At 47.1% G+C, this 26,854-nt stretch carries 27 protein-coding genes and 1 pseudogene; 2 read left to right on the top strand and 26 right to left on the bottom strand.

Going from position 1 to position 26,854, the window contains the following annotated elements:
- Positions 1–30 precede the first annotated feature (30 nt).
- From topA to EDM52_RS03280, 11 genes are all read right to left on the bottom strand, one after another.
- Positions 31–2,109 (bottom strand): type I DNA topoisomerase, encoded by a 2,079-nt coding sequence (topA, locus tag EDM52_RS03230; RefSeq protein ID WP_122907565.1) that lies wholly within the window; start codon positions 2,107–2,109, stop codon positions 31–33.
- A 107-nt stretch (positions 2,110–2,216) separates the two neighbouring features.
- Positions 2,217–3,329, bottom strand: a complete 1,113-nt coding sequence (gene dprA, locus EDM52_RS03235) for a DNA-processing protein DprA (RefSeq protein WP_122907566.1) — start codon at positions 3,327–3,329, stop codon at positions 2,217–2,219.
- A gap of 184 nt (positions 3,330–3,513) precedes the next feature.
- On the bottom strand, positions 3,514–4,416 hold the full coding sequence (gene sucD / locus EDM52_RS03240; protein ID WP_122907567.1) for a succinate--CoA ligase subunit alpha: 903 nt from the start codon (positions 4,414–4,416) through the stop codon (positions 3,514–3,516).
- Positions 4,417–4,459: 43 nt separating this feature from the next.
- Positions 4,460–5,620 carry an ADP-forming succinate--CoA ligase subunit beta gene (sucC, locus tag EDM52_RS03245; RefSeq protein WP_122907568.1) on the bottom strand — a complete coding sequence of 387 codons (1,161 nt, stop codon included), beginning with the start codon at positions 5,618–5,620 and terminating at the stop codon, positions 4,460–4,462.
- A 184-nt stretch (positions 5,621–5,804) separates the two neighbouring features.
- A complete protein-coding gene (locus EDM52_RS03250; RefSeq protein WP_122907569.1) occupies positions 5,805–6,863 on the bottom strand; it encodes a hypothetical protein in 1,059 nt (352 codons plus the stop codon).
- Between the two features lie 39 nt (positions 6,864–6,902).
- Positions 6,903–7,796 carry an AlbA family DNA-binding domain-containing protein gene (locus EDM52_RS03255; RefSeq protein WP_122907570.1) on the bottom strand — a complete coding sequence of 298 codons (894 nt, stop codon included), beginning with the start codon at positions 7,794–7,796 and terminating at the stop codon, positions 6,903–6,905.
- 196 nt (positions 7,797–7,992) lie between these two features.
- The gene (locus tag EDM52_RS03260) at positions 7,993–8,325 is read right to left on the bottom strand and encodes an SCP2 sterol-binding domain-containing protein (RefSeq protein WP_122907571.1); all 333 of its coding nucleotides are present in this window, start codon (positions 8,323–8,325) and stop codon (positions 7,993–7,995) included.
- Positions 8,326–8,491: 166 nt separating this feature from the next.
- Positions 8,492–8,806, bottom strand: coding sequence for a YbjQ family protein (locus EDM52_RS03265; protein WP_122907572.1), 315 nt, complete (start codon positions 8,804–8,806; stop codon positions 8,492–8,494).
- Between the two features lie 156 nt (positions 8,807–8,962).
- Positions 8,963–9,769, bottom strand: coding sequence for a GGDEF domain-containing protein (locus tag EDM52_RS03270; protein WP_122907573.1), 807 nt, complete (start codon positions 9,767–9,769; stop codon positions 8,963–8,965).
- Positions 9,766–10,119 (bottom strand): hypothetical protein, encoded by a 354-nt coding sequence (locus EDM52_RS03275; RefSeq protein ID WP_122907574.1) that lies wholly within the window; start codon positions 10,117–10,119, stop codon positions 9,766–9,768. Before EDM52_RS03275 ends, EDM52_RS03270 begins: the two co-directional genes overlap by 4 nt.
- 17 nt (positions 10,120–10,136) lie before the next feature.
- Positions 10,137–10,865 (bottom strand): EAL domain-containing protein, encoded by a 729-nt coding sequence (locus EDM52_RS03280; protein ID WP_122907575.1) that lies wholly within the window; start codon positions 10,863–10,865, stop codon positions 10,137–10,139.
- A gap of 584 nt (positions 10,866–11,449) precedes the next feature.
- Between EDM52_RS03280 and EDM52_RS03285 the strand changes: the two genes are divergently transcribed.
- Complete coding sequence (locus EDM52_RS03285; RefSeq protein WP_122907576.1) at positions 11,450–11,758, top strand: protease inhibitor I42 family protein; 309 nt, start codon at positions 11,450–11,452, stop codon at positions 11,756–11,758.
- A 33-nt stretch (positions 11,759–11,791) separates the two neighbouring features.
- Here the strand turns inward: EDM52_RS03285 and EDM52_RS03290 are convergent, their stop codons facing one another.
- Positions 11,792–13,333, bottom strand: a complete 1,542-nt coding sequence (locus tag EDM52_RS03290) for a YifB family Mg chelatase-like AAA ATPase (RefSeq protein WP_122907577.1) — start codon at positions 13,331–13,333, stop codon at positions 11,792–11,794.
- A gap of 239 nt (positions 13,334–13,572) precedes the next feature.
- Here EDM52_RS03290 and EDM52_RS03295 point away from each other — a divergent pair.
- A pseudogene (locus EDM52_RS03295) lies at positions 13,573–14,516 on the top strand (IS4 family transposase); the annotation flags it as partial.
- Between the two features lie 451 nt (positions 14,517–14,967).
- Here EDM52_RS03295 and EDM52_RS03300 read toward each other — a convergent pair.
- From EDM52_RS03300 to ffh, 14 genes are all read right to left on the bottom strand, one after another.
- The gene (locus EDM52_RS03300) at positions 14,968–16,785 is read right to left on the bottom strand and encodes an Ig-like domain-containing protein (RefSeq protein WP_245996496.1); all 1,818 of its coding nucleotides are present in this window, start codon (positions 16,783–16,785) and stop codon (positions 14,968–14,970) included.
- Between the two features lie 301 nt (positions 16,786–17,086).
- Complete coding sequence (locus EDM52_RS03305) at positions 17,087–17,458, bottom strand: YraN family protein (protein ID WP_122907579.1); 372 nt, start codon at positions 17,456–17,458, stop codon at positions 17,087–17,089.
- On the bottom strand, positions 17,459–17,752 hold the full coding sequence (locus EDM52_RS03310) for an EscU/YscU/HrcU family type III secretion system export apparatus switch protein (protein WP_122907580.1): 294 nt from the start codon (positions 17,750–17,752) through the stop codon (positions 17,459–17,461).
- The gene (locus EDM52_RS03315; protein ID WP_122907581.1) at positions 17,749–19,662 is read right to left on the bottom strand and encodes a hypothetical protein; all 1,914 of its coding nucleotides are present in this window, start codon (positions 19,660–19,662) and stop codon (positions 17,749–17,751) included. Before EDM52_RS03315 ends, EDM52_RS03310 begins: the two co-directional genes overlap by 4 nt.
- 39 nt (positions 19,663–19,701) lie before the next feature.
- Positions 19,702–20,478 (bottom strand): ribonuclease HII, encoded by a 777-nt coding sequence (locus EDM52_RS03320; RefSeq protein ID WP_122907582.1) that lies wholly within the window; start codon positions 20,476–20,478, stop codon positions 19,702–19,704.
- 97 nt (positions 20,479–20,575) lie between these two features.
- Positions 20,576–21,469 carry a ribosome biogenesis GTPase YlqF gene (gene ylqF / locus EDM52_RS03325; protein ID WP_122907583.1) on the bottom strand — a complete coding sequence of 298 codons (894 nt, stop codon included), beginning with the start codon at positions 21,467–21,469 and terminating at the stop codon, positions 20,576–20,578.
- 31 nt (positions 21,470–21,500) lie between these two features.
- Positions 21,501–22,064 (bottom strand): signal peptidase I, encoded by a 564-nt coding sequence (gene lepB / locus EDM52_RS03330; RefSeq protein ID WP_122907584.1) that lies wholly within the window; start codon positions 22,062–22,064, stop codon positions 21,501–21,503.
- A 382-nt stretch (positions 22,065–22,446) separates the two neighbouring features.
- Positions 22,447–22,794 carry a 50S ribosomal protein L19 gene (gene rplS / locus EDM52_RS03335; protein WP_122907585.1) on the bottom strand — a complete coding sequence of 116 codons (348 nt, stop codon included), beginning with the start codon at positions 22,792–22,794 and terminating at the stop codon, positions 22,447–22,449.
- A gap of 156 nt (positions 22,795–22,950) precedes the next feature.
- On the bottom strand, positions 22,951–23,697 hold the full coding sequence (gene trmD / locus EDM52_RS03340; protein WP_122907586.1) for a tRNA (guanosine(37)-N1)-methyltransferase TrmD: 747 nt from the start codon (positions 23,695–23,697) through the stop codon (positions 22,951–22,953).
- A 12-nt stretch (positions 23,698–23,709) separates the two neighbouring features.
- Complete coding sequence (gene rimM, locus EDM52_RS03345) at positions 23,710–24,228, bottom strand: ribosome maturation factor RimM (RefSeq protein ID WP_122907587.1); 519 nt, start codon at positions 24,226–24,228, stop codon at positions 23,710–23,712.
- A 5-nt stretch (positions 24,229–24,233) separates the two neighbouring features.
- Complete coding sequence (locus tag EDM52_RS03350; RefSeq protein ID WP_122907588.1) at positions 24,234–24,674, bottom strand: YlqD family protein; 441 nt, start codon at positions 24,672–24,674, stop codon at positions 24,234–24,236.
- Positions 24,675–24,796: 122 nt separating this feature from the next.
- Positions 24,797–25,024 carry a KH domain-containing protein gene (locus EDM52_RS03355; protein ID WP_122907589.1) on the bottom strand — a complete coding sequence of 76 codons (228 nt, stop codon included), beginning with the start codon at positions 25,022–25,024 and terminating at the stop codon, positions 24,797–24,799.
- Between the two features lie 23 nt (positions 25,025–25,047).
- Positions 25,048–25,320 (bottom strand): 30S ribosomal protein S16, encoded by a 273-nt coding sequence (gene rpsP / locus EDM52_RS03360; RefSeq protein ID WP_122907590.1) that lies wholly within the window; start codon positions 25,318–25,320, stop codon positions 25,048–25,050.
- A 112-nt stretch (positions 25,321–25,432) separates the two neighbouring features.
- Complete coding sequence (ffh, locus tag EDM52_RS03365; protein ID WP_122907591.1) at positions 25,433–26,848, bottom strand: signal recognition particle protein; 1,416 nt, start codon at positions 26,846–26,848, stop codon at positions 25,433–25,435.
- Positions 26,849–26,854: the final 6 nt, after the last annotated feature.

A 26,854-nucleotide genomic window follows, 5' to 3' on the forward strand; every position in this document is an offset into this window, starting at 1 on the left:
GTTAATCCTCCAAGCCTTTAAAAAATCTGATCAAGAATCTGCTTCTTCCTGATAGTCACAGTTGGTACATACGATACTGACACCCTGCTTTTTGCGTTTCTTTTCCACGAGCAAATGCGAGCATTTCGGACACGGGCGTGCAATCGGTTTGTCCCATGATACAAAATCACATTCAGGATAGCGATTGCAACCATAGAAAATCCGGCTCTTCTTAGATTTACGTTCGATGATCGATCCGGTTTCACATTGCGGGCACTTCACGCCGATTTCTTTGACGATTGCTTTCGTGTTTCTGCAATCCGGGAATCCCGAGCATGCCAGAAACTTGCCGAATCGCCCCAGCTTGTAAACCATGACTCTTCCGCACAGCTCGCACATCTCATCGGATTCTTCATCTTTAATCTCAATTTCTTTCATCTCTTCTTCTGCAAAAGCAACACGCTTGGCAAAATCGCCATAGAACGAATCCAGAACTTTTACCCACTCGGTAACGCCTTCCTCGATGCTGTCCAAACCCGACTCCATATTTGCCGTGAATTCCACGTCAAGGATTTCAGGAAAAAACTCTTCCATTAAAGTAATGACGATTTCACCAAGCTCCGTGGGGACAAAGCGCTTCTCCTCTAGAGCAACATACCCGCGTTTTTGTATGGTTTCCATAGTAGGGGCATACGTGGAGGGACGTCCAATCCCTTTTTCCTCCAGCGTCTTGACAAGGCGGGCTTCAGAGTAGCGTGGTGGTGGTTGAGTGAAATGTTGATTCGACTCCAAATCCAGCAGCTCCAAAACCTGACCTTCTTCAATCGGTGGCAAGAAGCTTTCCTCTTCGTTGCCATCATCATTTCCTTCTATGTAGACCTTCATGAACCCAGGAAATTTCACTTTGGAGCCTGTCGCCCTGAAAACAACGCCGCCTGCTTCGATGTCCACACTCATGGTATCCAGCACTGCAGATGACATCTGGCTAGCTAGGAAACGCTCCCAGATCAATCGATACAAGCGCAGTTGGTCCCGCGACAAAAACTGTTTGATTTCATCCGGAGTACGCATGACTGCAGTTGGGCGAATCGCTTCATGGGCATCCTGAGCATTTTCATTCTTGGTTTGTGCACGGGGCTCTGCCAACACATAATCAGGTCCGTATTTTTCTAGTATGTACTCTTTTGCTTCGTTTTGTGCAGTCGTAGAGATACGGGTAGAGTCTGTACGCATATAAGTAATCAAACCTACAGCGCCTTCCTTGTTTCCTACATCGATCCCCTCATACAGCTCTTGCGCAATCCTCATCGTCTTGGCTGTACGGAAATTGAGCTTTCTTGCCGCTTCCTGCTGAAGTGAACTGGTGATGAAAGGAGCAGCAGGGTTGCGTCTACGCTCCCGCTTGGTCACTTTCTGCACAACATACTTCTGGTCTTTGATTCGATCAAAAACTTGTTTTACATCTTCTTCAGAGGAAAGCTCTACTTTTTCTTCGCCATAGCCATAAAACTTTGCTTCAAATTCCTTGCCCATGCTCAACAGCTTGCTTGCAATGGTCCAATACTCTTCAGGTTCGAACTGTTGAATTTCTCGTTCGCGATCCATGATGAGCTTTACCGTAACAGACTGAACGCGTCCAGCGCTCAAGCCCTTTCGAACCTTTTTCCAGAGAATTGGACTGATGTTGTAGCCGACTAGACGGTCCAGTATGCGTCTGGCCTGCTGTGCATTCACCAGGTCCATATTGATATGCCGAGGATGCTTGAATGCTTCCTTAATCGCATCCTTGGTGATCTCGTTGAAAACAACCCGAAGAGGCTGATCCAGATCGAGGCCCAAGTATTGTGCCAAATGCCAAGCGATTGCTTCCCCTTCGCGATCCGGGTCAGCTGCGAGATAGACTTTTTTTACTTTTTTCGCTGCGTCCTTCAGAGCTTTTAATACGTCTCCCTTGCCGCGAATCGTTATGTATTTCGGTTCAAAGCCACGTGTAACGTCAACTGCCGTTTGACTCTTCGGAAGATCGCGCACATGGCCCATAGATGCTTTTACAATATATTTGCTACCCAGGTATTTCCCAATAGTTTTCGCTTTCGCAGGGGATTCTACGATTACGAGCGTGTCAGCCATTTTTTTCCTCCCCTTTTAGTAAGGAATCTCCCCTATTATTAATGATGCCTATCCGATTTGTCAAACATCTGAACGCGTCTGGCAGCATGAGGATTGTACTTTGGTCATTACCTACGAGCGAAATAACCACCCGGCAAACTAATCACAATCCCTTTGCTTTCAAGTACAAGAAGTGTTTGATGCAGCATTTTGCGCTCGGAAATCGAAGCGCGCTCCAGAAGCTGATCGGCATGCACACCCTCTTCTGTCAGCAGATCGTAGACGGCTTGCTCCCTATCATCCATCGACACTTTTCGTGTTCTTTCTATATTAATAGATGTTTTGCTGTCCATGAATAAGTGCGGCCACTCCTCCCAAATATCCTTGCTCGTTGTCACTAGCTTTGCACCTTGCTTGATCAAATTATTCGTACCAGCGCTCATTTCTGAGAAAATGGGCCCTGGTACCACAAAAACGTCCTTTCCCTGCTCCAAAGCACAATCGGCAGTGATCAATGAGCCGCTTCGTTCTGCTGCTTCTACAACAAGAACCCCGAGACTAAGGCCGCTAATGATGCGATTTCGATCCGCAAACAATCCAGGGACAGAAGGTGTACCTGGCGCATATTCAGAGAGAATGAGCCCGAATGATTCCATCTGCTCATACAGCTTTCTATGACCTGTGGGATAGATCTGATCGATGCCACAGCCCATCACACCAATCGTTTTACCTCCTGCTTTTAACGCTGCTACATGCGCCTCTCCATCAATTCCGTAGGCTAACCCGGAGACAATGACGAATCCCCTCTGCGCCAAATCCTTTGCGAAATGAGCACAGGCTGCACGGCCGTATGGTGTTGGTTTTCTCGATCCTACGACACCCACAGCAGGATATTCATGCAACAAGGAAAGATCCCCACGATAAAAAAAGGCGAGCGGAGGGTCTGGAATCTGAGAAACCTGACGAGGAAAGGCTTGATCCAGAAAGCAAAGGTACTGAATTTCATCCGTCATCCGCTCCCATGAAAGCCGTAAGATCCATTCTATTGGCGAGCTTTTCCCCAACGATTTAGTCATTGCTTCCTTCAGCTTCAGTTGATCAATCAGGTAATCCCATTCGTCCATCGCCGCTGCAAAAGATCCGTACGCCTCATAAATAGCCCAAATTCTTTTTCTGCCCAGACCCGGAATTTTCAACAAAAAGTACAAGATATCCCGTTCGTTCACGCTATTCCACTGCATGATTACACGCTCCCCGCTCGTACCTTTGGATTGTTTTCCAATTGTAACGAATAACAGCGAGCTGCTCAAAAATATTTCTATCCGTCGAAATCGATGACGTACGACTCGACAACAGACTGCATTTTACGCCATAACAAAACGGACTAGCCTGAGCCAGTCCGTTTTGAATTGCGACATATATGGCTTATTTAGACAAAACTTTGTCCAACATGCCACGCTCGGTCAGTACTTCTACCAATGTTTCACCAATAGCTGCAGGGGTTTTCGCTACGCGAACACCGCAAGATTCCAGCTTGGCAATTTTCTCAGCAGCCGTACCTTTACCACCGGAAATAATTGCGCCAGCATGACCCATGCGTTTTCCTGGAGGAGCTGTTTGGCCACCGATGAAGCCCACTACTGGCTTCTTCATGTTAGCAGCGATCCAGTCAGCTGCTTCCTCTTCCGCAGTACCACCGATCTCACCGATCATGATAACCGCTTCTGTATCAGGGTCTTCATTGAACATTTTCAGGACGTCGATGAACTCCATACCTTTTACAGGGTCACCACCGATACCTACAGCAGTAGATTGACCGATTCCACGAGTAGAGGTTTGATGTACCGCTTCATAGGTCAACGTGCCAGAGCGGGATACGATTCCCACTTTACCTGGTGTATGGATATATCCTGGCATGATGCCGATTTTGCACTCGCCTGGAGTGATGACGCCTGGGCAGTTAGGACCAATCAGCTTGGTCTTTTTGCCTTCCATGTAACGTTTTACTTTTACCATGTCGAGAACTGGGATACCTTCTGTAATGCAGATTACGAGATCCAGTTCAGCGTCTACTGCTTCCATGATCGCGTCAGCAGCGAAAGGAGGAGCTACGTAGATCACAGATGCATTTGCACCCGTTTTTTCGACAGCTTCCGCCACCGTGTTGAAAATTGGAATACCGTCAACTTCAGTGCCACCTTTACCCGGTGTTACACCGCCAACCATTTGTGTACCGTATTCAACTGCACCGCGAGTGTGGAACAAACCGGTTGCACCTGTAATCCCTTGTGTAATGACTTTTGTATTTTTATTTACGAGAATACTCATCGCGTATTTTTCCCACCTTTTTATACGTATCTGATCGCTTAATTTACTTCACCAAAGATACGATTTTCTCTGCGCCATCCGCCATGGATTCAGCAGCTACGATATTCAAACCGGATTCATTCAGGATTTTCTTCCCGAGCTCCACGTTGGTACCTTCCAGGCGAACAACGAGTGGTTTGTCCAATTTGATTTGTTTCGCTGCATTTACAACGCCGTTTGCGATGACGTCGCATTTCATGATGCCGCCGAAGATGTTGACAAAAATACCTTTTACTTTTTCGTCACGAAGGATGATTTTGAACGCTTCCGTAACTTTTTCTTCAGTAGCTCCGCCACCTACATCAAGGAAGTTGGCAGGATCTCCACCGTAGAATTTCACGATGTCCATTGTAGCCATCGCCAGACCTGCACCGTTTACCATGCATCCGATGTTACCATCGAGTGCGATGTACGCGAGGTCATATTTGGAAGCTTCAATTTCCTTCTCATCTTCTTCATCCAGGTCGCGAAGAGCCACGATGTCAGCATGACGATAGAGAGCGTTACTGTCAAAGTTCAGTTTGGCATCGAGAGCCATTACTTCACCGTCGCCAGTAACAACCAGTGGGTTGATTTCTGCAATCGAGCAATCTTTGTCAACAAATGCTTGATAGAGGCTCATCATGAACTTCGCAGCTTTGTTGATCAGTTCTTTTGGAATGTTAATGGCATAAGCCAGTCGGCGAGCTTGGAAAGCGTTCAGACCAGTTACCGGGTCAATGACTTCCTTGAAGATTTTTTCTGGGGAGTGTTCTGCCACTTCCTCGATCTCCGTACCGCCTTCTTCAGACGCCATCATCACTACGCTGCCTGTTGCACGGTCAACGACTACACCAACGTAGTATTCTTTTTTGATGTCGCAACCTTGCTCGATCAAAAGGCGCTTTACTTCTTTTCCTTCTGGGCCAGTTTGGTGAGTCACCAGGACTTTACCCAGAATTTCTTGGGCGTATGTACGAACCTCATCGAGGTTTTTCGCAACTTTTACGCCACCCGCTTTACCGCGGCCACCTGCATGAATCTGAGCTTTTACTACGTTGATCTGTGTTCCGAGTGCTTTGGCAGCTTCTACTGCCTCGTCCACTGTGAAGGCAACGCGTCCTTCCGGAACCTTCACACCGTACTGTTTAAGTATCTCTTTACCTTGATACTCATGAATGTTCATTCTCCATCCTCCTATGGCAGATAAAGATCGGCAGGTTATTTGACTGGTAAAAAAACATCCTGTCCCAGTCAATTCCTCCACTATCAGTGCAACAGTTTCTATTCTACGATAAAACTTTCAAAAGTGGTAGTAATATGTTCTCATATATCCTGACCATTCACACTCATCTTCATGAGTTCATTCGTTATTTTCTAGAAGAATCAAGGAGTTTCAGAATATTATAGTCTAAATTATTGTGAGAAAACCATGATTGATCAAGTTTAAAAGTGAGAGGATACATTTCGATCGTGCGCTTCGTATCGCTGGAAACAAAATGAAGGACGTACTGTTTTACTCCTGGTTGACTCGGTGCATCAGGAAGAGGAGTAGCGCTTTTGATTAGGCGAACGATCTGATGTGCCTTCCCCTGTTCCTTGGTTGTGGTTGTCACATCGTACTCATGATCTTCAACATCGGTCCTTCCTGCTTTTTCAATGCGCAGCTTGTTCGCCTTGAATAGCTTTTCGTAGATATCGTCCGTTTTTTCTTTTGGTGGAAGCCAGGAGGTCAATTGGGAAAAAAGGGCACCTTCTACATGAAAAGTGAGCGTCTCCCTGCCAAATGGAATCGAGATCAAGGTAGGCGTTAGAACCGTAACCTCCAAAGGTTTTTCGTTGGAGTGAATACGCATCCTGTAATACGGGTGCAACGGATACTGTTTTACCCCCTGTTCCAATTCGGGGTCAGCAGAACGCAGCAGTTGTTTGACTGCATCTCTTTCTGAATCCTGCAACAATTTGGTCGATGAAAGGTCCTCGGCCGACAAGTAGATGTTGTTCATCTCTTGGGCTAGAATACCAGTACCTACTTGCTTATGTACCCATTGGTAAAAGGTCTTTGCACCATTTCCTCGAAATGTACGATCTCCATACTGACTGGCTTTTTCACCGATAGGGACAACTAAGGGTGCCAAATCCTTCCTGTACAGTACTAATGTAAAGCGAACTTCTCCCTGGTCGAGCGGTTCAGTAGATACCTCTAGATCTTGACCTTGCTCCGTGAGTTCCTTCATAAAAACAGGCAGTTCCAGTGCAACTTCCTGTCCATCCGTTGACATGACGGTCACCTTTTCAACCGCCCCCAATTCCGTTTCAATGCTCCCTCTCATGTCGGTTTTGATCCCTTGATTATCCTGGGAACATCCCGTCAGTACTAAGCCGGCTACAAGTAGTGGAAATAGGTAAGCACGAAAAGACGATTTCATGCAATCTAGCCTCCCTCGCGTGTGTTCTGTCTACTGAAGCTACAGAAGTCCCAATCGACGGCTGATCTCACTGCCAAGTTTTCGCTTCACATATATTTCGCCGATTTGATGCGGATCTTTTACAACCACCGAGCGATTGTTGGTCCGAATGACTACGTACTTTTCCCCATTTTTATCAAGTCCGCAAATCAGTTCAGAGGAAACCTCTACAAAGATGATGACAACATACTTATCCATTACCTTTTTCAAGGAAATTTTAGGGAAAGGAGTGAGAAATGGTGTCGTTTTATCCTGGATGTACTGTGTTATGGCAAGCACGTATTTATCCGGGTCTCCGTATTGCTCTACTTCATGATTGACTCCAACAATACTCCCTTCGTCTGTGATCCCCAAAAACAGATTTCCGTTGTTTGAATTGGCAAAGGCCACTACACTTTTTATAATTCCACTTTTGGATAACAAGAAATCGCGTTTGAATTCGATCATGTCGTTCTCACCCAATTGGATCGCAACCTGCGGGTCTTCGACTCGGCCCAAATAGCGGAAACGGCTGATGGCACCCAAACGATAGACGTACTCCTCAAAAATATCTGACGGCAAAGAGATATCTTCCAGGACTGCATCTGTGTTTTGCCACAGCTTGTAGGTCCGGGGTGAAAAGCACATGTCAAACAATACTCTGCTCCCTAACGAACGGATGTTCATTCCGATGGAAGCAGGTCTCTTCAGAGAAGGTTGATAAGGAGGATCGCTTTCTACTTGAAGGACCCCTGCGTACAGCAGCATATCAAAATAATGACGAGGCAATTTCGCCCTATGCTTTAACAATTCCCGTTCAGGTGTGGCTCGTGCTGTCAGGTGATAGAAGTCAAAATGAACTTCTACATCATCCAGGGAAAGGACAACGGCTAAAAACGAATACAGATGGCGCATGAAATTCCCTCGTTTTATGTTATTTGTCATCTCTCGTTTGTTGGTCATATTTTAACGCAATCATCTGTTAATTGACTAGTCATTTCTCACTATTGTCTCCTTTAGACCTATGTCTACAGAACTACTAAAGGCGAGGAACACTCGGCAAAAAGAGTGTCACTCGCCTTATTTGCTGCACGGAAAAGTCATGATGCATCTACGCTTGATAAGTTTGTAGGATGGTTTGAAGTTTGAAGGACAAGCCCATCTCTCCTTTAATCTTCAGCTTCCCCATCATAAATGCCGTTGTAGGATTCATGTTCCCCTGAACCAGCTTGATAAAATTTTCATCGGATAATTCCAGGGTACATCTAGCCTCCTCCAACGCTTCCTTCGAGTATGTAGCCTGATTATTCCCAATTTTCACCTGATACGTTCCAGCTTCTTCACCACTTAGCTGAAAGTGGTAGACAACCGACATCCCTTGAATCCCTTTTGGATCCGCATTGATTTTATCCAACAAATCCGTGATGGTTTTCTCGACGGACATATGTCACCCTCCCTCGTCTATTTTGTATATTTTTAGCATTTTTCCCCAAATAAATCTACCATGGCTTATTCCAAGATATGTGCAGCGACGACCGCGTTTGGGTGGAATGATATTCTGATAAGCAAAAGTCCCTACACAATAAAGAAATAAGCCGGTACATTCCGGCTTATTTCACTCGAACTGCAGTACCTGTTGCAATCACCATCATCATACCTTCACGCAGTGTTTCAAAGTCCAGGTCAACACCAATGACAGCATTCGCTCCTAGTGTACGTGCTTTTTCCGTCATCTCCCGGATCGCCATCTCGCGTCCTTCTGCCAGTTTGCTCTCATACGTACCACTTCTTCCACCGATAATGTCCGTAATTCCCGCGAGAAAATCTCGGACAACGTTGGCCCCCATGATCACTTCGCCACTCACGATGTCAAGATAGGCTTCAATTTCTTTCCCTTGCAAGGTACTGGTAGTTGTTACGATCATTTCTGACAGCCTCCTAATATCCATATTATCCATTTCACTGAGTAGTACGATTCAAGGAAAGCAGAGTTGCACTTTTCTGCAGGGCCTACTACCTCATCATCAGAAAGTGTATGTATTGTCGAGAACCCCTATACCCCGATTTCCACAGGGGCTGGGTTAATAAGGTCTGCTCACACTCCGGTTTTTGGCAGACGTCGATAACAGACTCGCCCTCTCCATCAATTCACGAAGCGAAAGAGAGAAAAAATCGGAATCTAGGTAGCCATTTACATGTCCTACAGCTGCAGATATTTGGACGTGGCGGATATCGATTGGCTTTTCCATGATTTCCAAGTAGGAAAAAACATGATTGTCATCAGCCGTAGATATCACAACAAACTCATCTCCCGCATATCTGCTTAAAAAGTCATACCGATCATCCATCAAATCGGATAGAACATTCGAATACTCACGGATTACATCATTTCCAAAAGGATGACCGTAAAGCTTGTTGATTTGACCAAAGTTGTTTAAATCAATAAACAACAGATGAAACGGGGTCCCTTCTTTCAATAAGCGTTCCCCAATGGACTGAATGTAGGGAGCGCGGAATAAGCCAGTCAATGGATCTGTATATTCCGCAATTCTCATCAATACAGCTTCTCTCGTTACTCTTCCAACCAATCTTTCCTCGTCCAAAATCAATATTTCTTCGATTCCGGAATTTCTGATAAGCCGATCAGCATCCCAAATGCTCTGATCCACCGACATGTTGATTGTCTCGGAAGTCATGGCATCTGCAACAATTCGATTGGGATGGGAAGAACGAACATCTCTTGAAGTCATAATTCCGATAACATCGTCATGTTCGACTACGATCAAAGAGCTGACATGATTCTCGTTCATTCGCTCTGCCGCATGGGCAACACTTTTTTCAGAGGTTATGGTATGAAGATCGGTCGTCATGATATCGGATACGATCATGACAGCTCCACCTCGCGTTGAACCGTCACGGCTATTTTTAATTCAGACCGCAACACCATCGAATCGCTGATCATTCGCTCAGCTTCCTCTAGGATAATGTTCATGAGTCGTTTTTCATCAATCATTTGCAATAGCGTATTGCGCAACAAAATGGCTTCAATTTTGGGATGATCCATTTTCAATAGTGTAAACTGCTCTGGTGAGAGTGCCTCCGCCATTCTTCTCACTGCCTCAGGTCCAATGGGGGCTTTCCTCCCGATAATTAATAAATCCTGCATCGGTGGTACTTCGAATTCCGATATTTTAAGGGAAAGCGTCGCTTTCCTGGAATATACGTTCCTATCACTCATTTCACTATCCTCCACATTCATCCTAAGGTCCCTTTCAACCTTCCGGGTTTCCCAAACAAATAGCCCTGGCCGTTTTTCACCCCTAGTCGTGCAGCACAGTCGAAATCCTCATTATTCTCTACGCCTTCCAGAATGAGTTGAATGTCATTTTGGCAAAACTCTACAAACAATCGTACCACTTGCTGCTTGTCCTTCGAGACAGAGAGCAGCTTGGAATAATAACGATCAACCTTAATATAATCTGGCGCCAGATCATGAATATTGCGAAACGTATCCGTTCCATCCCCAACATCATCAAGTGCGATTAAAAAACCTCGTCTCCGCAAGTCTGATACTCTTTGGATAAAGACCGAATCATGACGCAGTTCGCTTTTCATAATGGATTCATTGATTTCCAACACGGTACGATTGAGGAAGGGCAAGTAAGCAGCGGAGAATTCCTCCACAAAAGGAAGAAATGAAGTTTCCATAATTGTCGATGGAAACACATTTACAAAGAGTAGCCCATTTTTATGATTTGCCGGTAATTGGAAAAAGGCAGAAATAGCATAATACAAAGATTGCATATCCAATTCTGCCAGCTTATGTTTCTCTACCGCATCCTGAAAAAACGCTTCCGGATGAATGCCCGCCGCATTGCGAAACAATGCTTCATAACCCAATCTCGATTTCCCTAAAAAATCACATATAGGCTGGAACTCGTGATAGTATTCTTGTTTCTTAAACTTTTCCGCAACACGATCCATCAAATGTCCTTTCCCTTTCCAAGTAAATGATGTGATGGGCAAAAGAAGAAGCTACTGCATCCATGAAGGAGCCACTCAAATGGTTCCGAGTGATTGAATAACCAACCAATATGTACAAACGGATGAACAGTCCGAATTCGTGTACTGTCAATTATTCCTAACAAAAAAAGGATCATTGTCGAATTGCAATTCGACATTATAAGCCTTTATCCCTACTTTTATTCGCTAAATTTTTGCAAAATCCTCTCCAAAAAGTACTATTTACCTCCAAGTAACCTGTACGTTACAAAAATGTCACTTTTTTCATTATGGCACCATTACATGCTTCATCAAGGATTTCTTTTTAGATCGTTTAGTGGGGCGTCTTTTTCCTGTGGATGAAAAGTAAGGTTGCTCGTTGTTTTTTAATGGGGATATCGGGATCTCAGTGGAAGATAGTCGAGAAATATATGGTCACCAATTGTGGCCTGACGGTAATCTAGTCAAATGGGATTCGGGCAGTTAACCCGAACAAAGAAGTGGAATAACGTATAAGAAAAAGATTGTAGATAGTCTGAATATAGAATGGGAAAGGATGAATCCAGATGACTTCCTCAACCATGTCTTCCCTTCGTGTACCTGTTGGTCACACTTTTCCGCTCTTGCTGGCTGCCAATCCATCCACTGGCTATCAGTGGGAGCTTTCCACTCCTGTAGATCCCCGTTTTCTTGTTTTGCTTTCCAATCAGTATGTTCCAAATGAACGATCAGCACGAGTTGGCCAGAGTGGTCATCAGGTTTTCCGTTTTCAATCCTTGCATACAGGGATGACTTCCATTGCGCTCAAGTATTGCAGACCTTGGGACACCGGTGATTGTGCAGCTTTTGCTTTTTATACGGTTGAGATTTTCTAAATCTTTATACAAACCAAACTCGGCCATTTGGGGTCAATTTGCGATGCCGCGATCCAAAGCCCGATATCGAATCGCCTCTGCTACATGGGCCGCTTCAATTTTTGCAGTGCCATCCAAATCCGCAATGGTTCTCGCCACTTTGACGATCCGGTCGTAGGCTCGCGCACTCAGACCCAACCTATCAAATGCAAGCTGCAGCAATTCTTGACCTTCTTTATTTAGACTAGCATACCGACGTATTTCTCCGCCATTCATCGTACTGTTAAAGGGACTGCCCGGCCGATGGGAATATCGTTCCAATTGGATGAGGCGCGCCTGTTCTACTCGTTTTTGGATATCGAGAGTGGATTCTTCTTCTACTCGTTCGTGCAATAACTGAACGGGCACTCGTGGAACTTCCAAATGTAAATCGATGCGGTCGAGCAGAGGTCCAGATAATTTGGAGCGGTATTTCTGAATTTGCAGTGGTGAGCAGGAACAGGCTTGTTGGTCACGAGTCCCGAAGAATCCACACGGACAAGGGTTGCACGACCCAATGAGCAAAAATCGAGCGGGGAATGTAAATACCTGTTTGGAGCGGCCAATCGTGACTACTCCCGCTTCCAAAGGTTGACGTAATACTTCTAAGACGTGGCGTGAAAACTCAGGCATTTCATCGAGAAAAAGGATTCCTCCATGGGAAAGGCTGCATTCACCGGGACGAGGGATTTGCGCTCCTCCCCCAATCAGAGCTGTTGCTGTAATCGTATGATGTGGTGAACGAAAAGGTCGTTCACTAATCAAACCGCTCGTACGTGTCAATTGCCCTGCGATACTGTATATTTTGGTCACTTCATATGACTCGTCCATGGTCATTTGCGGCATAATCCCAGGAAGGCAATTCGCCAATAAAGTCTTACCCGAGCCAGGTGGCCCGACAAGAATGACATTATGAAAGCCTGCTGCAGCGATTTCCAAACCGCGTTTCACGAATTGCTGTCCATAGACATGACTGAAGTCTGGACAGCCGTTTTCACCGCGCAACCGGATCGCTTTTTTCGTGTTTTTCTCGTAGGTAGTGTTATTTTCCCATTCCTCAATCCAAAATCGAGTTGCCTCGCGTAAATGTTGGGCAGGCAAGACGGCCATATCCACCAGGTGGGCTTCTGCTTCGTTTTGGGCAGGTAGGATGACATGAGTAAAGCCGTTTCTTTTCGCTTCCAGCAGTATCGGTAATACACCTGTTACAGGACGCAGCGAACCGTCCAACGCCAATTCTCCAAGGATCAGAATCTTCCCTTCACGGGGTGGAATTTGTTTGGAGGCAAGCAGGATGCCGATCGCGATAGCCAGATCAAAACCGGAGCCTTCTTTACGCTGATCAGCCGGGGCCAGATTTACCGTAATGCGCTGCATCGGGTAGTCATAACCAGCATTTCGAATTGCTGCCCGGACACGGTCCCGTGCTTCTTTAACGGCCGAACCTCCTAATCCGACCAGGTCGAACTGCGGTAGTCCATTGGCGATATCTGTTTCGACTGAAACCATCATGCCATCAATTCCAAGAATGGCTCCGGAATAGCTGCAAGCGTACATACGTTTCCCCTCCTGCTTTTAGGATAGAAAAAGAAAGGGAGGGATGGCAAGATTATTTGAGAGGTTTTGGGGAGTGTTACTAACTCAACTTTCGCAGAGCGAAAATGAGCGTATTCCCTTGGTACAACAAGTTTAAAGCCGATTTTAGAATGCTCCTTGAAAAATAGAAAAACACCACTCTGTTTGGTAATATGAAAGTGACTAAACAATCACTACCATACAGAAGAGGTGTCCTCTCTATGATAGAGCAAAAACAACAAAACAATCAACTGCCTGCCGAAATCCAAATAACATGGAATAAACTGGAAGCGCTGCAACACTTGAAAACCGCAGTTTTTAAAAAGAATTTTGGTTTTACCTGCTCGTATCTATTCCAGTTAGTGTTTGTACTCTTGTTTCATCACAAGAACTGGTTTCGCTTGTTGGAAAGTGAGAAAGGTGATCTGTTTCCCGGCAAGGATACGGTGTACCGCTTTCTCAACCATAGCGGTTATGCGTGGCGTCGCTATTTGACACTACTCAGTTGCACCACCATTGACAAAGTGCAAGCCCTCACATCAATAAATCGTGTATCGGTTTTTGTAGTCGACGATTCCATGTTTGAACGTAACCGCAGCAAGGTTGTCGAGATGCTGTCTCGATTCAAAGACCATGCGACAGGTTGCTATTACAAAGGCTTTCGCATGCTCACGCTGGGATGGTCTGACGGTCACACGTTTATTCCGGTAGATTTTTCTTTACTCGCTTCTCTAAAATCTCAAATCAACGGAATGATGGAGGGAATCGACAAGCGAACATCGGGCTATAAGCGCCGCTTAGAAGCGCTGTTGCCTGCCCCGGAAGTTATTCCTGCCATGATCGACCGAGTTATCCAATCAGGCATGAGTGCCTCTTACGTGCTTATGAACAGTTGGTTTACGCACGCTCCCTTAATCCAAGCGATTCGTACGCGTGGTTTGGACGTAATCGGAATGGTGAAGGCAGACAATAAACGCTACCTTGTCGGTCAGCGTCGCCTATCGTTACAGGAACTTTATCATACGGCAACACCTGTACGAAGAAAAAAGAAAGTATTCTGCGTTCCATTCACACAGAATTGTCTCCGGGTATCCCTGTCATCATGGTGTTTGTGCGCCACCGCTCGAATAAAAAGCAGTGGCTCGCTATATTGTGTACGGATTTGCTTAGAAGCAGCTCATTGACCTCATCGAGGACATAGTTCAAAAGGTAAACCAAAAGATCACAAAACTGATTCAAGCACAAAATGCTATGTCTTTCATTTTAAAATTCTCTTCTCTGTACAAGCTACTCTCCCCCTCTACTATTTTAAGTTCTCTGTATCATTTTCGCCCATTTTTCTTTCAATACCGTTCGTATAAGCTATAGTCTAATCCGACCATATCGAACTGCCATATCCCATAGACAGACGATATCTGTTTCAACTGAATCCATTGTGCTGTCAATTCCAAGAAGCCTCCGGAATAGCTGCGCGTACACACCTTTCCTGCTTTAATGCTAAGAAAGATAAGGAAGTCGTTTTAGCATGCAAGCCGTATGGGGCACGTTCACTATATTGAAATATAATAAAACAAGACCTACTGAACTTCCAATCATTCAGTAGGTCTCTTCGTTTCTTATTTCACCTTCACTTTAATCTCCACTTCTTCACCCTTATATTCTGCAGTGATGACAGCAGAGCCTTTCTTTTTCCCAGTCACTACACCATCTTTTACTGTAGCAACAGAGGATTTCGACGTACTCCATTTAACATCAGAGCCGGATACTTTTTTACCATTGTAGGTTACTCGGATGGTTTCTGTTTTCCTGACCTTGACGGAGATACTATCGTCATCCACCTCGAGGCTATCAGCGTCTTCCACCGTCACTTCGATGGTTGTTTTTGCGCCTTTATAGGTCGCAGTAATGGTAGCCGTACCTTTTGCCTTTGCTTTGATCGTACCTTTATCTACCGAAGCGACTGAGGATTTCGAGGTTCCCCATTCTGCTTTTGAATTGTTCAGTGTGTCCCCATCGTACTTCAGTTTTACTTTCTTGGTGTCACCTTTTTTCAGGGTGATTTTGGTTTGAGTGGCTTCCAGCTTTGATTTGCTTTCTTCTACGGTGACTTGAATATCAACGAACTCATCTTTATAGAATGCGGTAATTGTCGCGGTACCTTTGGCTTTGGCTGTGACCACACCATCATTAACAGATGCGATCGATGATTTTGAAGAACTCCAGACTGCTTTTGAACCCGAAACGGTTGCGCCATCATATTTCAAACGGATGGTTTGCTTTTCATCCGCTTTGAGCGTTATTTTCGATTCTGTCGCTTCTAGTTTTGCTTTGCTGTTTTCAACCTTCACTTCGATATCGACGCTCTCGCCCTTATAGACGGCATTTATGGTTGCGGTACCTACTCCTTTTGCAGTTACTACGCCGTCTTTTACAGTCGCAACGGATGATTTAGAAGAACTCCAAGCCGCTTTCGAGCCTGTAACGTTGGCTCCATCGTATTTCAGTCGAAGCGTCTGAGTGTCGCCCTTCTTCAGCGTAACCTTGGTTTGTGTCGCTTCCAGCAGGGCTTTATCGTCCTGTACGGTTATCTCAACATCGGCAAACTCACCTTTATATACCGCAGTAATCGTTGCTTTTCCTTTTGCCTTTGCCGTTACTACTCCGTTGTTGACTGTAGCTACTGCTGAATTAGAAGTAGCCCATCCAGCGCTCGAACCCGTTACATTTGTCCCATCGTACTTCAACTGAATCGTTTTCGTTTCTCCCTTTTTCAAAGACACTTGCTTTTGCGTCGCTTCCAGCTTCGCCGTATCTTCTACGGTGACGGTGACTTTTACGGATTCATTCTTATATTTTGCAGTGATCGTCGCTGTCCCTTTAGCTTTTGCAGTGACCACACCATTTTTCACCGTTGCGATCGAGGAGTTCGAGGTCGTCCAAGTTGCATTGGAGCCAGTTAATGCCTTTCCGTTGTAGGTCAACCCAATCGTGCTGGTTTTTCCTTTTTTGATCGTCACTTTGCTTTGTTTTGCGACAAGACCTGCATCTTCATTGACTGTTACGCTGATCGTAACGGATTTGCCGCTGTATTTCGCTGTAATGGTTGCCGTGCCTTTGCCTTTTGCTGTAATCGTGCCGGTGTTACTCACTGTTGCCACAGTAGATTTCGAGGTAGTCCAGGTTGCTTTAGTGGAATTCAGTGAAGAACCACCGTAGGTCAGCGTAACTTTCTTCGTGTCTCCTTTATCCAAGGTGACTTTGCTGATGTTCGCTTTCAAGGTGTTCGCGCTCTGTACCGACGACGCCTGAATTTCAGATGAAGCAGGCGCGATTTCTTGTGCGTGAGACATTACGGGTATAGATAAATGAATGCTGCTTGCTAGGACCGCCGCCAAGATCCATTTGGACAATATATTTCTCGTTTTTCGTTGCATGATAAACCTCCTAAATATTCCTGCTACTTGATTAGACGTTTGTCACTGGAAAATGTAACGCATAAAAGAAAATAATAACACTGTTTCTTTGAATTTTTTTTGAAAAACTTGTCCGTCTTCGAATTTTTCAAAAAAAAAGCCTTCCAGCCTGGCTGGAGGGCAAAGATTGATGCTTGGAGGAGTTTCATCGCGTCGAGTACAGTACATCATACGTCAAGGTGCGGAGTGTTGCTGTAGACGAATCCCCAATCACTACGGTCTCAAGCGCCCGTTTTTCCATTCCAGCACATCTTTATTTCTTTTAAAAAGCATATTCGATGTGCTGGATCTGCGTAGTCTTGTCCTTTAGATCTCCGGTTGGGCAATGGATCGCGATAACATCCATGCGGAAGGCTGGAAATGAGTGTGAGTGGCTCTGCAAGTACGAAAGGGCTAGCTCCCGCAGTTTGTTTCTTTTTCTCCAGGTGACAGATTCTCCTGCCGTACCATATGTAGGTTGCGTTCTCGTCCGAACCTCGACGAAGACCAGCGTATGCCCATCAAGTGCAATGATGTCGATCTCGCCCTGTCGGGAACGCACATTTCTGTCCAGAATGTGATAGCCCTTTTCCTGTAAAAAAAGACCTGCAAGCTCTTCACCTTTTTGTCCCAGGATTCGCCTTTTGTCCCTCATCTATTTCTTTTTTCCTCCCTTATCCAAGCGGTATACAAAAGCAAGGACTTCCGCTACAACCTGATACAACTCCGGAGGAATTTGTTGGTTCAAGTCCAGCTTGCCCAGTACTTCAACCAGCGAAGGATCCTCCTGAACAGGAACGTTGTTGTCCTTGGCAGCTTTCAAAATATTCTCGGCGATGTAGCCAGTTCCCTTGGCCACCACTCGGGGCGCTTCCATCGTTCCGGCCTGATATTTGAGCGCTACCGCCTGTTTGCGCATATGCTTGTCTGGAGCAGTCTCCTGATTCATACTCGCAGGTCCACCCCTTTGTAATCGGTCATCAGGGTAGCCTTTGCGGCAGACACTGTGGTCGATTTACCCTGCTGCTCAGGAATGGGTTGTACGCGCATCGAGGATAACGAGTAGCCAATCTCTTGAAGCTGATCGGTGAATCCTCCCTTGATGACATGGGCCAATGCTTCTATTCCAGGGGTGTCATTAAAAATTTGAAGATTGACGATTTTTTTGACAATGTTCACATCGATCATGGTCGTACCTAATGCTTGCAGATTGAGATGGAAGAATAGTCGGCAGTTCTCTGCATCCAAATGGCCTGAGCCTTTTTTCTTGGATTCGATTTGTACGTACGCGGTTTCTTCGCCTTGCTCGGTTCGCAGAGGAATTTGCATCACGATTTGAGACAAGGATTGATTAGCTGGCTGCGTCAGCATGAGTTGTTGTCCTGTCACCTGCTGCAAAAGCTGGTCTGCAGCTTCACGCAATGCGACTGGTATGTTCGAATTGCTTTGCGTCAGCTGGAGCAGCATCGCTTTCACGCTCTCCATCTGCTTTTGGACACCAGCGTCCCAAGAGATTGACCCAGCTAGAGCTTGTCCCATCAATTCTCGTTCATGTGCGAATCCCAGTTGCTGAAACAGCTGCTGGATCGGATTTGAACGGCCCGCAGTTTGCGCTGTATGAAGGTTTGCTTCGATTGGACGACTAACATTATCCGTCACAGGTTGCAGAGTAGATCCGACAACGCTTCCTTGTGCAGGCTGAGTGGTTTGCTGCACTTGTGTGGGTGTTACCGTACCTTCTCCGGCAAAAGCGCTGTTGGAACCTGTCGATGCAGTAGGATTAAAAACAGGCTGAACCGGAATTTGTCCTGGTGGACTCTGGCTTTGCAATGGATTGCTGTGGGAGCTGGCGACGCTTGGCTGACTTCCCATCGTCTGAACAGGCGGCAGCTGCATCATTACACCATGCTGCGTGTGAGGCGATCCCGCCTGCTGGGATGCTGCCTGATTAGCAGAAGCTGGCACATTTGTTGGCTGCTGGTTGCCTAGCTGCTGCGGTTGATTGACTTCATTGCCACGAATGCCGGAAGATTGCGCCGGTCTGTCCTGTTGTTCCACTTTTCCGTTATCTAGGATCTGTACAGGCAGACCCGCTATTTTCTCTTTCAATTGGGTGACGAGCTGGCGTAGATCCCCGACAGTTGCCTGCACCGCTTGAGTCTGGCCTTGAACCTGACCTTGTGCTTGTGGCTGAGGCTGCACTTGTCCCTGTCCGGCCGAATTCGTAGCGCCTGAACCGACTTGTCCGGTTTGTGCAGGGGACAGATTCTCATTTACCTCCAAAAAAAGTGCGGCTTGCTGCAGAAAGTTTTGCATCAATGTGCTCATCGGACGCTCGGAAAAAAAAGCCTTGAGCCCCGCTACCGTATCAGGTGTCAGCGGCAAATTTCGCTTCATAGCTGTCATGAAGGCTTGAATCGTCGCATTGTCCAAGCCCAGCTTTTGTGCCACCCCGGTAAAAGCCTGGACCGTCTCCTTGGTGACAGGCAGATTCCCGTTCATCAAAGCCTGCACGATGGCTCGACTTTCTTTTGTTTCAGGCAACCCGAGTGAACGCATCAGTCCTTCCAACGTCGCCCCGCCCTTGCCTTTTCCCTCCGCAGGGGTGTCCAGAACCTTTAACGTGACGACATCAGATGAAGGCTGAACCTGCAGCCATGCCTTTTGACCAGGCTCCAGATTGGCTTCCAGTTTGGCCTGAACCTGAATGGGGCCGATCTGTACCAAAGCCATTTGATTCGGATAGTGCTTGATTACAGTGCCTTTGAATACCTGTCCCGGAGTAAGCTCAATCGGCTTGGGAGCAGCAACGTTTGCTTTCTGGGTCATCGATTGGATCAATTGCGATGGGGAAAACATGATGAATCTCCTCCTTTAAGACAGGGAACAAGGACTTCTTCACGCCTGCGCGGTTACTCCCGTAAAGGTCAACCGGTGAATGGGAGTAGGGCCATGACGCAAAATTGCAGCTAGGTGCTCTGCTGTTCCGTATCCAGCGTGTTTTTCAAAACCGTATTCCGGGTATTGTCTCCCATACTCGGCCATCATTTTGTCTCGTGTGACTTTGGCTACGATCGATGCAGCTGCAATCGAGACGCTTTTGGCGTCACCACCGATGATCGGCAACTGCTCACAGTCCAGTCCAGCTAACTGTACAGCGTCCAACAAACAAGCGTCCGGTTTGATCCCAGCATCCTCAATGGCGAGATGCATGGCTTCCTTCGTCGCTGCGAGAATGTTGATCTCGTCAATGCGTGGTGCATCCACAATGCCAATGCCGACAGCCCAGGCATCTCGCATGATCACTTCATAGAAGGCTTCCCTCGTCGCTGCTGGCACTTTTTTGGAATCATTCAATCCAGGCAAATAGAAATCAGGCGGCAGGCAAACAGCACTTGCTACTACTGGCCCAGCAAGAGGACCGCGCCCTACTTCGTCTACTCCAAAAAGATGGACATGCCCTTTTTCACGCAGCATACGCTCATACTGCGTCATCTCCGTCCACATCCTGGCCAGCTTTTCCCGGCGAGCGGCAGCAGCCTCGATTTGCCGGACCAGGTCCTGCACGCCTTTACGCTGATCTGCTTTCATCCATTCTAGAAAATCTTTAGGTACCTCGTCCAATTTTTCGATTTTTTCCCGTATTTCCTTTATCGACAGTTCCGCCAGTTCCATTCACTCATTTCTCCTTATGTACGGTCCGATTCTCCTACTTGATACAGAAAAAAACCGCCTATCCAACAGATAGACAGTTTTCCGACAATGGCATCGCCTACTCGGGAAAGGATACCGGCTTGCCAATCGGCTCTTCCATCTCCCAATCGATCGGACGCTCCAGTGTTACGCGTCCCAGCTTTCCAGAACGCAGCTCACGCAAAAACAGCTCAGCGGCTTTATCGTAGTCAATTTGTCCTCCAGACACGAGACAACCGCGTTTTTTGCCGATTTCCTCCAGCATGGTGACTTTATCCTCTGGCAGCTCCTTTAGCTTAAAGCGTTCTATGAGTCGTTCTGGATAGTAATGCATCATATACGCGATCACGAAGAGAGCTACTTCCGTAAAATCGATCAGCTCGTCTTTGATCGCTCCACTGGCTGCCAATCGAAGACCAACCATTTGATCTTCAAACTTGGGCCATAAAATACCCGGCGTGTCCAGCAGCTCTAGCGTATCGCCCATCTTCACCCATTGCTGAGCCTTGGTAACGGCGGGACGATCGCCAGTCTGGGCAACAGCCCGTTTTGACAAACGATTGATCAGCGAGGATTTTCCTACATTTGGGATACCCAAGATCATGATCCGGATCGCTCGTGCTTGCATGCCCTTCTCCGCCCGTTTCGCTAGCATTTCACTAGCCTGCTCTCGGCATAGCTCAGGCAGCTTGTTCACGCCTTTTCCACTCAAAGCGTCAATCGGCAAGGTCCGAACCCCAAGTCCACGAAAATAGGAAATCCACTCTTCTGTCGCCTTTTCGTCCGCCAAATCCGCTTTATTCAACAAGATCAGCCTTGGTTTATCACTGACAATCTCATCAATCATCGGATTTCGACTCGATAAAGGAAGACGTGCATCCAACAGCTCGATAACCACGTCAATCAAGGCCAGCTTTTCTGTTACCTGTCGTCGTGCTTTCGCCATATGTCCGGGAAACCATTGAATGGTCATGATGTCTCACCTGCCTTGAAATTGACTTTTTTCAACGTGTCATCCGAATTTGTCCGATCGGCCAAAATGTGAATTCGGCACGGCCAACCACTGTGCTGGTCGCGATTGGACCGATCACGCGGCTATCCTCACTGTTCAATCGGTTGTCACCCATGACGAACAAGTGTCCCTCTGGAACCTCTACAGGCGGGAAATCATGGGTAAAATGAAGCTCCCCCTGTTCCTTTGCCCGTTCTTCTTTTCGCTCTAGATAAGGTTCTTCTACTATTTTACCATTCACCAGTAGCTGATCATCCTTTACTTCTACACGATCGCCTGCTACAGCAATGACCCGTTTGATGTAATCACGCGTTTCATCCGCATGAAAGACGATGATCTCCCCTGGCTTAGGGTCTTGAATCAAATAAATGGCTTTATTGACAACGAGTTTTTCATTGTTATGTAAGGTGGTTTCCATCGAAGCGCCCTGAACGATAAACGGGGCAAACAGGAACGTACGAATGAGAAGGGCTAAGAGTATCGCAATGACAAGCGCCTTGATCCATTCCCATGACTCGTTTTTCTTAGCGCGGCTGGAGGTTACTTCTTCACTCATCTATGATCCTCCTCAAGCAAGCTTGTCTACCCTTGAAACGGTAAGAAAACCTCTATCGAGGCCATTTCAATGACGTGCGACCGCGTTTTAGAGGTAGGTTATTCTTGCAGTATCGGGACGTTTTACTCACAGAAGTTTATACTTTCCGATACTGTAAGAAAACCTCTATCGAGGCCATTTCAATGACGTGCGACCGCGTTTTAGAGGTAGGTTATTCTTGCAGTATAACCTCTATCGTGACCACCTCACCCGGAGGCAGCCGCTTGTAGAGGCAGGCTACTCTTGCCGAATCGGGGAAATCACTCGGAGGAGTGTTCTTATCCGATATTGAAAAAAAGGCCTGGCTTGCAGGCCAGTGCCTTTTCTATGGGTGAACAAACGCTTATCGGCGAATTTCCTTAATGCGAGCTGCTTTACCCACACGGTCACGCAGATAGTACAGTTTCGCGCGACGCACTTTACCATGACGCACGATCTCGATCTTGTCGATCTTAGGCGTGTGCACCGGGAACGTACGCTCAACACCTACGCCGTAAGAAATCTTACGAGCAGTAAAGGTTTCGCTAATACCAGTACCACGACGACGAATAACTACGCCTTCGAACAACTGGATACGCTCACGCTGACCCTCGATAACCTTAACGTGTACACGTACAGTGTCACCAGGTCGGAACGCAGGAATGTCCTGTTTCAATTGCTCTTTTTCCAATTCACGGATCACTTGGTTCATTTAAATTCCCTCCTTCCGATCAGACGTTCTTACTCGCCTATAATAGTGATTCAGTCTCATGGGACTGAGGAACGAGTAGCGGACCGCCTTAGTCAGCGGGCAAAATTGCCACAAGAAATATAGTACCATATGGGCTGGCAATTCACAAGGTAAATTCTAGAGTTTGTCCTGCATTTTTTTCTCTTCCTCGATTTCCTTCAGCCACTTTTTCATCTCTGTCGTCAATTCCAGCTTCTCAAGTAAATCAGGTCTGCGCTCGTAGGTACGCCGCAGCGACTCCTTCAGACGCCAATTGACGATATTGGCATGATGACCGGACAATAGAATATCGGGTACCTTCCAGCCGCGAAATTCTGCTGGCCTCGTGTAATGCGGATATTCCAGTAGGCCTGTAGAGAAGGAATCCTCTACAGCTGATGTCTGGTTTCCGAGAGCTCCGGGCTGCAGGCGCACGACACTGTCGATCACGACCATGGCGGCAAGCTCTCCGCCAGTCAGGACGTAGTCCCCGATCGAAATCTCGTCCGTAACAAGGTGTTCACGGATGCGCTCATCATATCCTTCATAATGCCCGCAAATAAAGACGAGATGCTCTTCCATCGACAGTTCTTCCGCCAGTTTTTGGTTGTACGGCACCCCTTGTGGACACATGAGGATGACACGAGGCTTCTTCTCTCCTGCCACCGCTTCAACTGCACGAAACAGTGGCTCAGGCTTTAGGACCATGCCGCCCCCTCCGCCATAAGGCGTATCATCCACGGTTCCATGCTTGCTTTCTGAGAAATCGCGAAAATTGTTCACTTCAAACTGAACAATCCCTTTTTCCTGCGCTTTGCCCAGAATGCTGCTGGAAAGCACACCAGAAAACATCTCTGGAAAAAGCGTAAGAATGTTAATCTGCATGAAGGGCCCTCCTCACAACAAGCCTTCCATCAAATGACAGACCACTCGCTTGTTCGCAACATCGACTTCTTTGATGCAATCATCTATGTACGGCAGCAATACTTCGCCACGCATTCCTTTGACCACCCAGACATCGTTGGCTCCTGTCTGAAGCACATCCGTGATCTTGCCCAGCTCCTCGCCCTCATCCGTGATGACCTCACACCCGATCAGCTCATGGATGTAAAATTCATCCTCTTCCAGCTCCATCAGATCAGACTCGGGAATCTTCAGCTCGCCACCCTTGTATTTCTCGATGTCATTGATGTTGGTGTACCCTTGAAAGCTCAGAATCTCAAATTCTTTGTGTGTACGACGAGTAGATACCTTCAGCTTTAACGGTCGGTCCATGCTCGGATGAAACAAAAACAGCTCGTTCCCTTTGCGAAAACGCTCATCCGGAAAATCACTGGTAGAAATCACGCGTACTTCTCCGCGCAATCCATGCGTGTTCACCAGCTTGCCTACTGTAAAATAACGCTCTTGATCCAATCCCTTCACTCCTCCTCATCAAGCCTAGGTGCCTCTTGCGTTCCTTTCCGAATTTCGTGCACCCGACCATCTTTTAACAGGATTTCCGTTCCAGCCATGATTTCATCCCAGACATCTCCAATTTGTATGGTCACAGGACTTTGCACGGTCTGATATTCCAGTTCACTCCCGATTGGCAGTTTTTCTGCCCGTAACAGCTGATACTGCAGATTCTCCAGTTTTTCCTGGCGTTGCCGTTCCTCGCGAGCAATTTTTTCTTGCGCCAGAGAATAGCGCTCCGCCGACTTCCTCTTAGCATCTGCGAGAATTTTTTTCGCTTGAAACTGCCAGCGCTGCCATTCATCCTTCTGCTGTTGAATCTGTCTTTGGTACTGATCGATCAATATGGCTCTCGCTGCTTCTGTCATCAGGATTTTCACCTGTATGGGACGATAAATCGTGAGCACGCTCGACACTCCTCTCGACGCAAGAAATCTACCTGGCAAGTCACGTTCTTGGACTGAATCTGCTGGTTGTCTCATAAAACATGATTCACGTAAAAAAAGACTGGGAAACTCCCAGCCTTTTCTCAGACAATCTCAACCGTGACGCGCTTGTCCGTATCTACGGATGCTGCCATCACGACGGTGCGCAGGGCTTTGGCGATACGTCCCTGTTTGCCGATAATTTTCCCCATATCATCAGGATGAACCGACAATTCAAATACGAGAGTACGCTCCTTGTCCACTGCATTCACACGAACCTCATGCGGATGATCGACGAGAGCCTTTGCGATCGTTTCGACCAGTGCTTTCATCATCAGACCTCCAGATGATCGGCTTATTTGCCGTATTTGGTTTCGTGTACTTTTGCCATTACGCCTTCTTTGGAGAGCAGGTTGCGAACTGTGTCAGTTGGAGCTGCACCGTTCAGGATCCATTGTACCGCTTTTTCGGTATCAATGTTCACTACTGCCGGTTGAGCAACCGGGTTGTAGTAACCAATCTCTTCAATGAAACGGCCATCGCGAGGGGAACGGGAATCAGCTACTACTACACGGTAGAAAGGAGCTTTCTTAGAACCCATGCGTTTCAGACGGATTTTTACTGCCATGTTGTTTCACCTCCTGTATGGATCAACGCAATTACACAATCACGTTGGTGCTGCTATATCTGAACCATCGCGCCAGTGGCCCAAGCCAGGAGCGCGAAGAGATCATGCGATTTTACTTGAACGGGGGTTTGAAATTGAACGGGAAGTTCATGCCGCCCTGATTGCCACCCTTGCCTTTGCCCATGAATGGAAGGCCCATGCCGCCTTTTTTCTTTGACTTCTTCATCATTTTTTCAGCGGTGCCGGAGAACTGCTTCATCATCTTTTTCATATCCTCGAATTGCTTGATGAACCGGTTCACTTCCTGAATGCTCGTGCCGCTGCCTGCCGCAATGCGCTTGCGTCGGCTGGCGTTCAGCATGTCTGGGTTGGCTCGCTCTGCTTTGGTCATGGATTTGGCGATCGCTTCCACGCGAGCAATCTGCTTTTCGTCCACGTTCATTTTGCCCTTCATCTTGTTCATTCCTGGCAGCATGCCGAGAATGTCTTCAAAAGGACCCAGATTGCGAAGCTGCTGCATGGAGTCCAGGAACATGTCAAAGGTGAATTCCCCTTGACGCATCTGACGTTCCATGTCGCGCGCCTTTTCTTCATCGACGTTGGCTTGTGCCTTTTCAATCAGGCTCAGCACGTCGCCCATTCCGAGAATGCGGGATGCCATGCGGTCTGGATGGAAGGCCTCGAGCGCATCCATTTTTTCGCCCATTGCCGCGAATTTGATCGGCTTGCCAGTGACTGCCTTGACGGAAAGTGCCGCTCCACCGCGAGTATCGCCATCCAGCTTGGTCAGAACTACACCCGTCAGCTCCAACTGGCTGTTGAAGCTCTCTGCCACATTGACCGCATCTTGACCGGTCATAGCATCGACGACGAGCAAGATCTCATCGGGCTTGGCTACCTCTCGAACCTGCTTCAGCTCTTCCATCAACGCCTCGTCGATATGCAGACGACCTGCCGTATCGATCAAAACCACATCGAGGTGATTGGCTTTGGCATGCTCGATAGCCTGCCGTGCAATCTCTACAGGGCTTACCTGATCACCGAGTGCGAAAACGGGGATGTTTAGCTGTTCGCCCAAAACCTGCAGCTGCTTGATCGCTGCCGGACGGTAAATATCGCCTGCTACCATCAACGGCTTGCGGTTTTGTTTGGTCAAATATTTGGCGAGTTTTCCTGTCGTAGTCGTCTTACCAGCCCCTTGCAAGCCTGCCATCATAATGACAGTCGGAGGTCGGTGAGACATGGTCAGTTGGGCTACATTGCCGCCCATCAGCTCAACCAGCTCTTCGTTGACGATCTTGATGACCATCTGTCCAGGGGTCAGACTCTTCATGACTTCCTGTCCAACTGCGCGTTCTTTGACGCGAGCAACGAACTCTTTTACTACTTTAAAATTCACATCTGCTTCCAGCAGGGCCAGGCGAACTTCACGCATCGCTTCATTGACGATTGTCTCGTCAATCTTGCCTCTGCCTCGCAGCTTGTCAAACGCGTTCTGCAGCCGATTGGCCAAGCTCTCAAACGCCATGCGAGC

The organism is Brevibacillus invocatus (assembly GCF_003710915.1).
Taxonomy (GTDB): domain Bacteria; phylum Bacillota; class Bacilli; order Brevibacillales; family Brevibacillaceae; genus Brevibacillus; species Brevibacillus invocatus.

Coding starts and splice junctions, on each gene's coding strand:
- EDM52_RS03355 (WP_122907589.1), bottom strand. CDS start 25,024: ATGAAAGCACTGGTCGAAACGATCGCAAAGGCTCTCGTCGATCATCCG.
- rplS (WP_122907585.1), bottom strand. CDS start 22,794: ATGAACCAAGTGATCCGTGAATTGGAAAAAGAGCAATTGAAACAGGAC.
- EDM52_RS03320 (WP_122907582.1), bottom strand. CDS start 20,478: ATGGAACTGGCGGAACTGTCGATAAAGGAAATACGGGAAAAAATCGAA.
- topA (WP_122907565.1), bottom strand. CDS start 2,109: ATGGCTGACACGCTCGTAATCGTAGAATCCCCTGCGAAAGCGAAAACT.
- dprA (WP_122907566.1), bottom strand. CDS start 3,329: ATGCAGTGGAATAGCGTGAACGAACGGGATATCTTGTACTTTTTGTTG.
- trmD (WP_122907586.1), bottom strand. CDS start 23,697: ATGCAGATTAACATTCTTACGCTTTTTCCAGAGATGTTTTCTGGTGTG.
- lepB (WP_122907584.1), bottom strand. CDS start 22,064: ATGAGTGAAGAAGTAACCTCCAGCCGCGCTAAGAAAAACGAGTCATGG.
- EDM52_RS03255 (WP_122907570.1), bottom strand. CDS start 7,796: ATGCGCCATCTGTATTCGTTTTTAGCCGTTGTCCTTTCCCTGGATGAT.
- EDM52_RS03285 (WP_122907576.1), top strand. CDS start 11,450: ATGACTTCCTCAACCATGTCTTCCCTTCGTGTACCTGTTGGTCACACT.
- ylqF (WP_122907583.1), bottom strand. CDS start 21,469: ATGACCATTCAATGGTTTCCCGGACATATGGCGAAAGCACGACGACAG.
- rpsP (WP_122907590.1), bottom strand. CDS start 25,320: ATGGCAGTAAAAATCCGTCTGAAACGCATGGGTTCTAAGAAAGCTCCT.
- EDM52_RS03275 (WP_122907574.1), bottom strand. CDS start 10,119: ATGAGTGATAGGAACGTATATTCCAGGAAAGCGACGCTTTCCCTTAAA.
- EDM52_RS03315 (WP_122907581.1), bottom strand. CDS start 19,662: ATGTTTTCCCCATCGCAATTGATCCAATCGATGACCCAGAAAGCAAAC.
- EDM52_RS03265 (WP_122907572.1), bottom strand. CDS start 8,806: ATGATCGTAACAACTACCAGTACCTTGCAAGGGAAAGAAATTGAAGCC.
- sucD (WP_122907567.1), bottom strand. CDS start 4,416: ATGAGTATTCTCGTAAATAAAAATACAAAAGTCATTACACAAGGGATT.
- EDM52_RS03300 (WP_245996496.1), bottom strand. CDS start 16,785: ATGCAACGAAAAACGAGAAATATATTGTCCAAATGGATCTTGGCGGCG.
- EDM52_RS03305 (WP_122907579.1), bottom strand. CDS start 17,458: ATGAGGGACAAAAGGCGAATCCTGGGACAAAAAGGTGAAGAGCTTGCA.
- EDM52_RS03270 (WP_122907573.1), bottom strand. CDS start 9,769: ATGATCGTATCCGATATCATGACGACCGATCTTCATACCATAACCTCT.
- EDM52_RS03260 (WP_122907571.1), bottom strand. CDS start 8,325: ATGTCCGTCGAGAAAACCATCACGGATTTGTTGGATAAAATCAATGCG.
- EDM52_RS03280 (WP_122907575.1), bottom strand. CDS start 10,865: ATGGATCGTGTTGCGGAAAAGTTTAAGAAACAAGAATACTATCACGAG.
- EDM52_RS03250 (WP_122907569.1), bottom strand. CDS start 6,863: ATGAAATCGTCTTTTCGTGCTTACCTATTTCCACTACTTGTAGCCGGC.
- sucC (WP_122907568.1), bottom strand. CDS start 5,620: ATGAACATTCATGAGTATCAAGGTAAAGAGATACTTAAACAGTACGGT.
- EDM52_RS03290 (WP_122907577.1), bottom strand. CDS start 13,333: ATGTACGCTTGCAGCTATTCCGGAGCCATTCTTGGAATTGATGGCATG.
- ffh (WP_122907591.1), bottom strand. CDS start 26,848: ATGGCGTTTGAGAGCTTGGCCAATCGGCTGCAGAACGCGTTTGACAAG.
- EDM52_RS03310 (WP_122907580.1), bottom strand. CDS start 17,752: ATGAATCAGGAGACTGCTCCAGACAAGCATATGCGCAAACAGGCGGTA.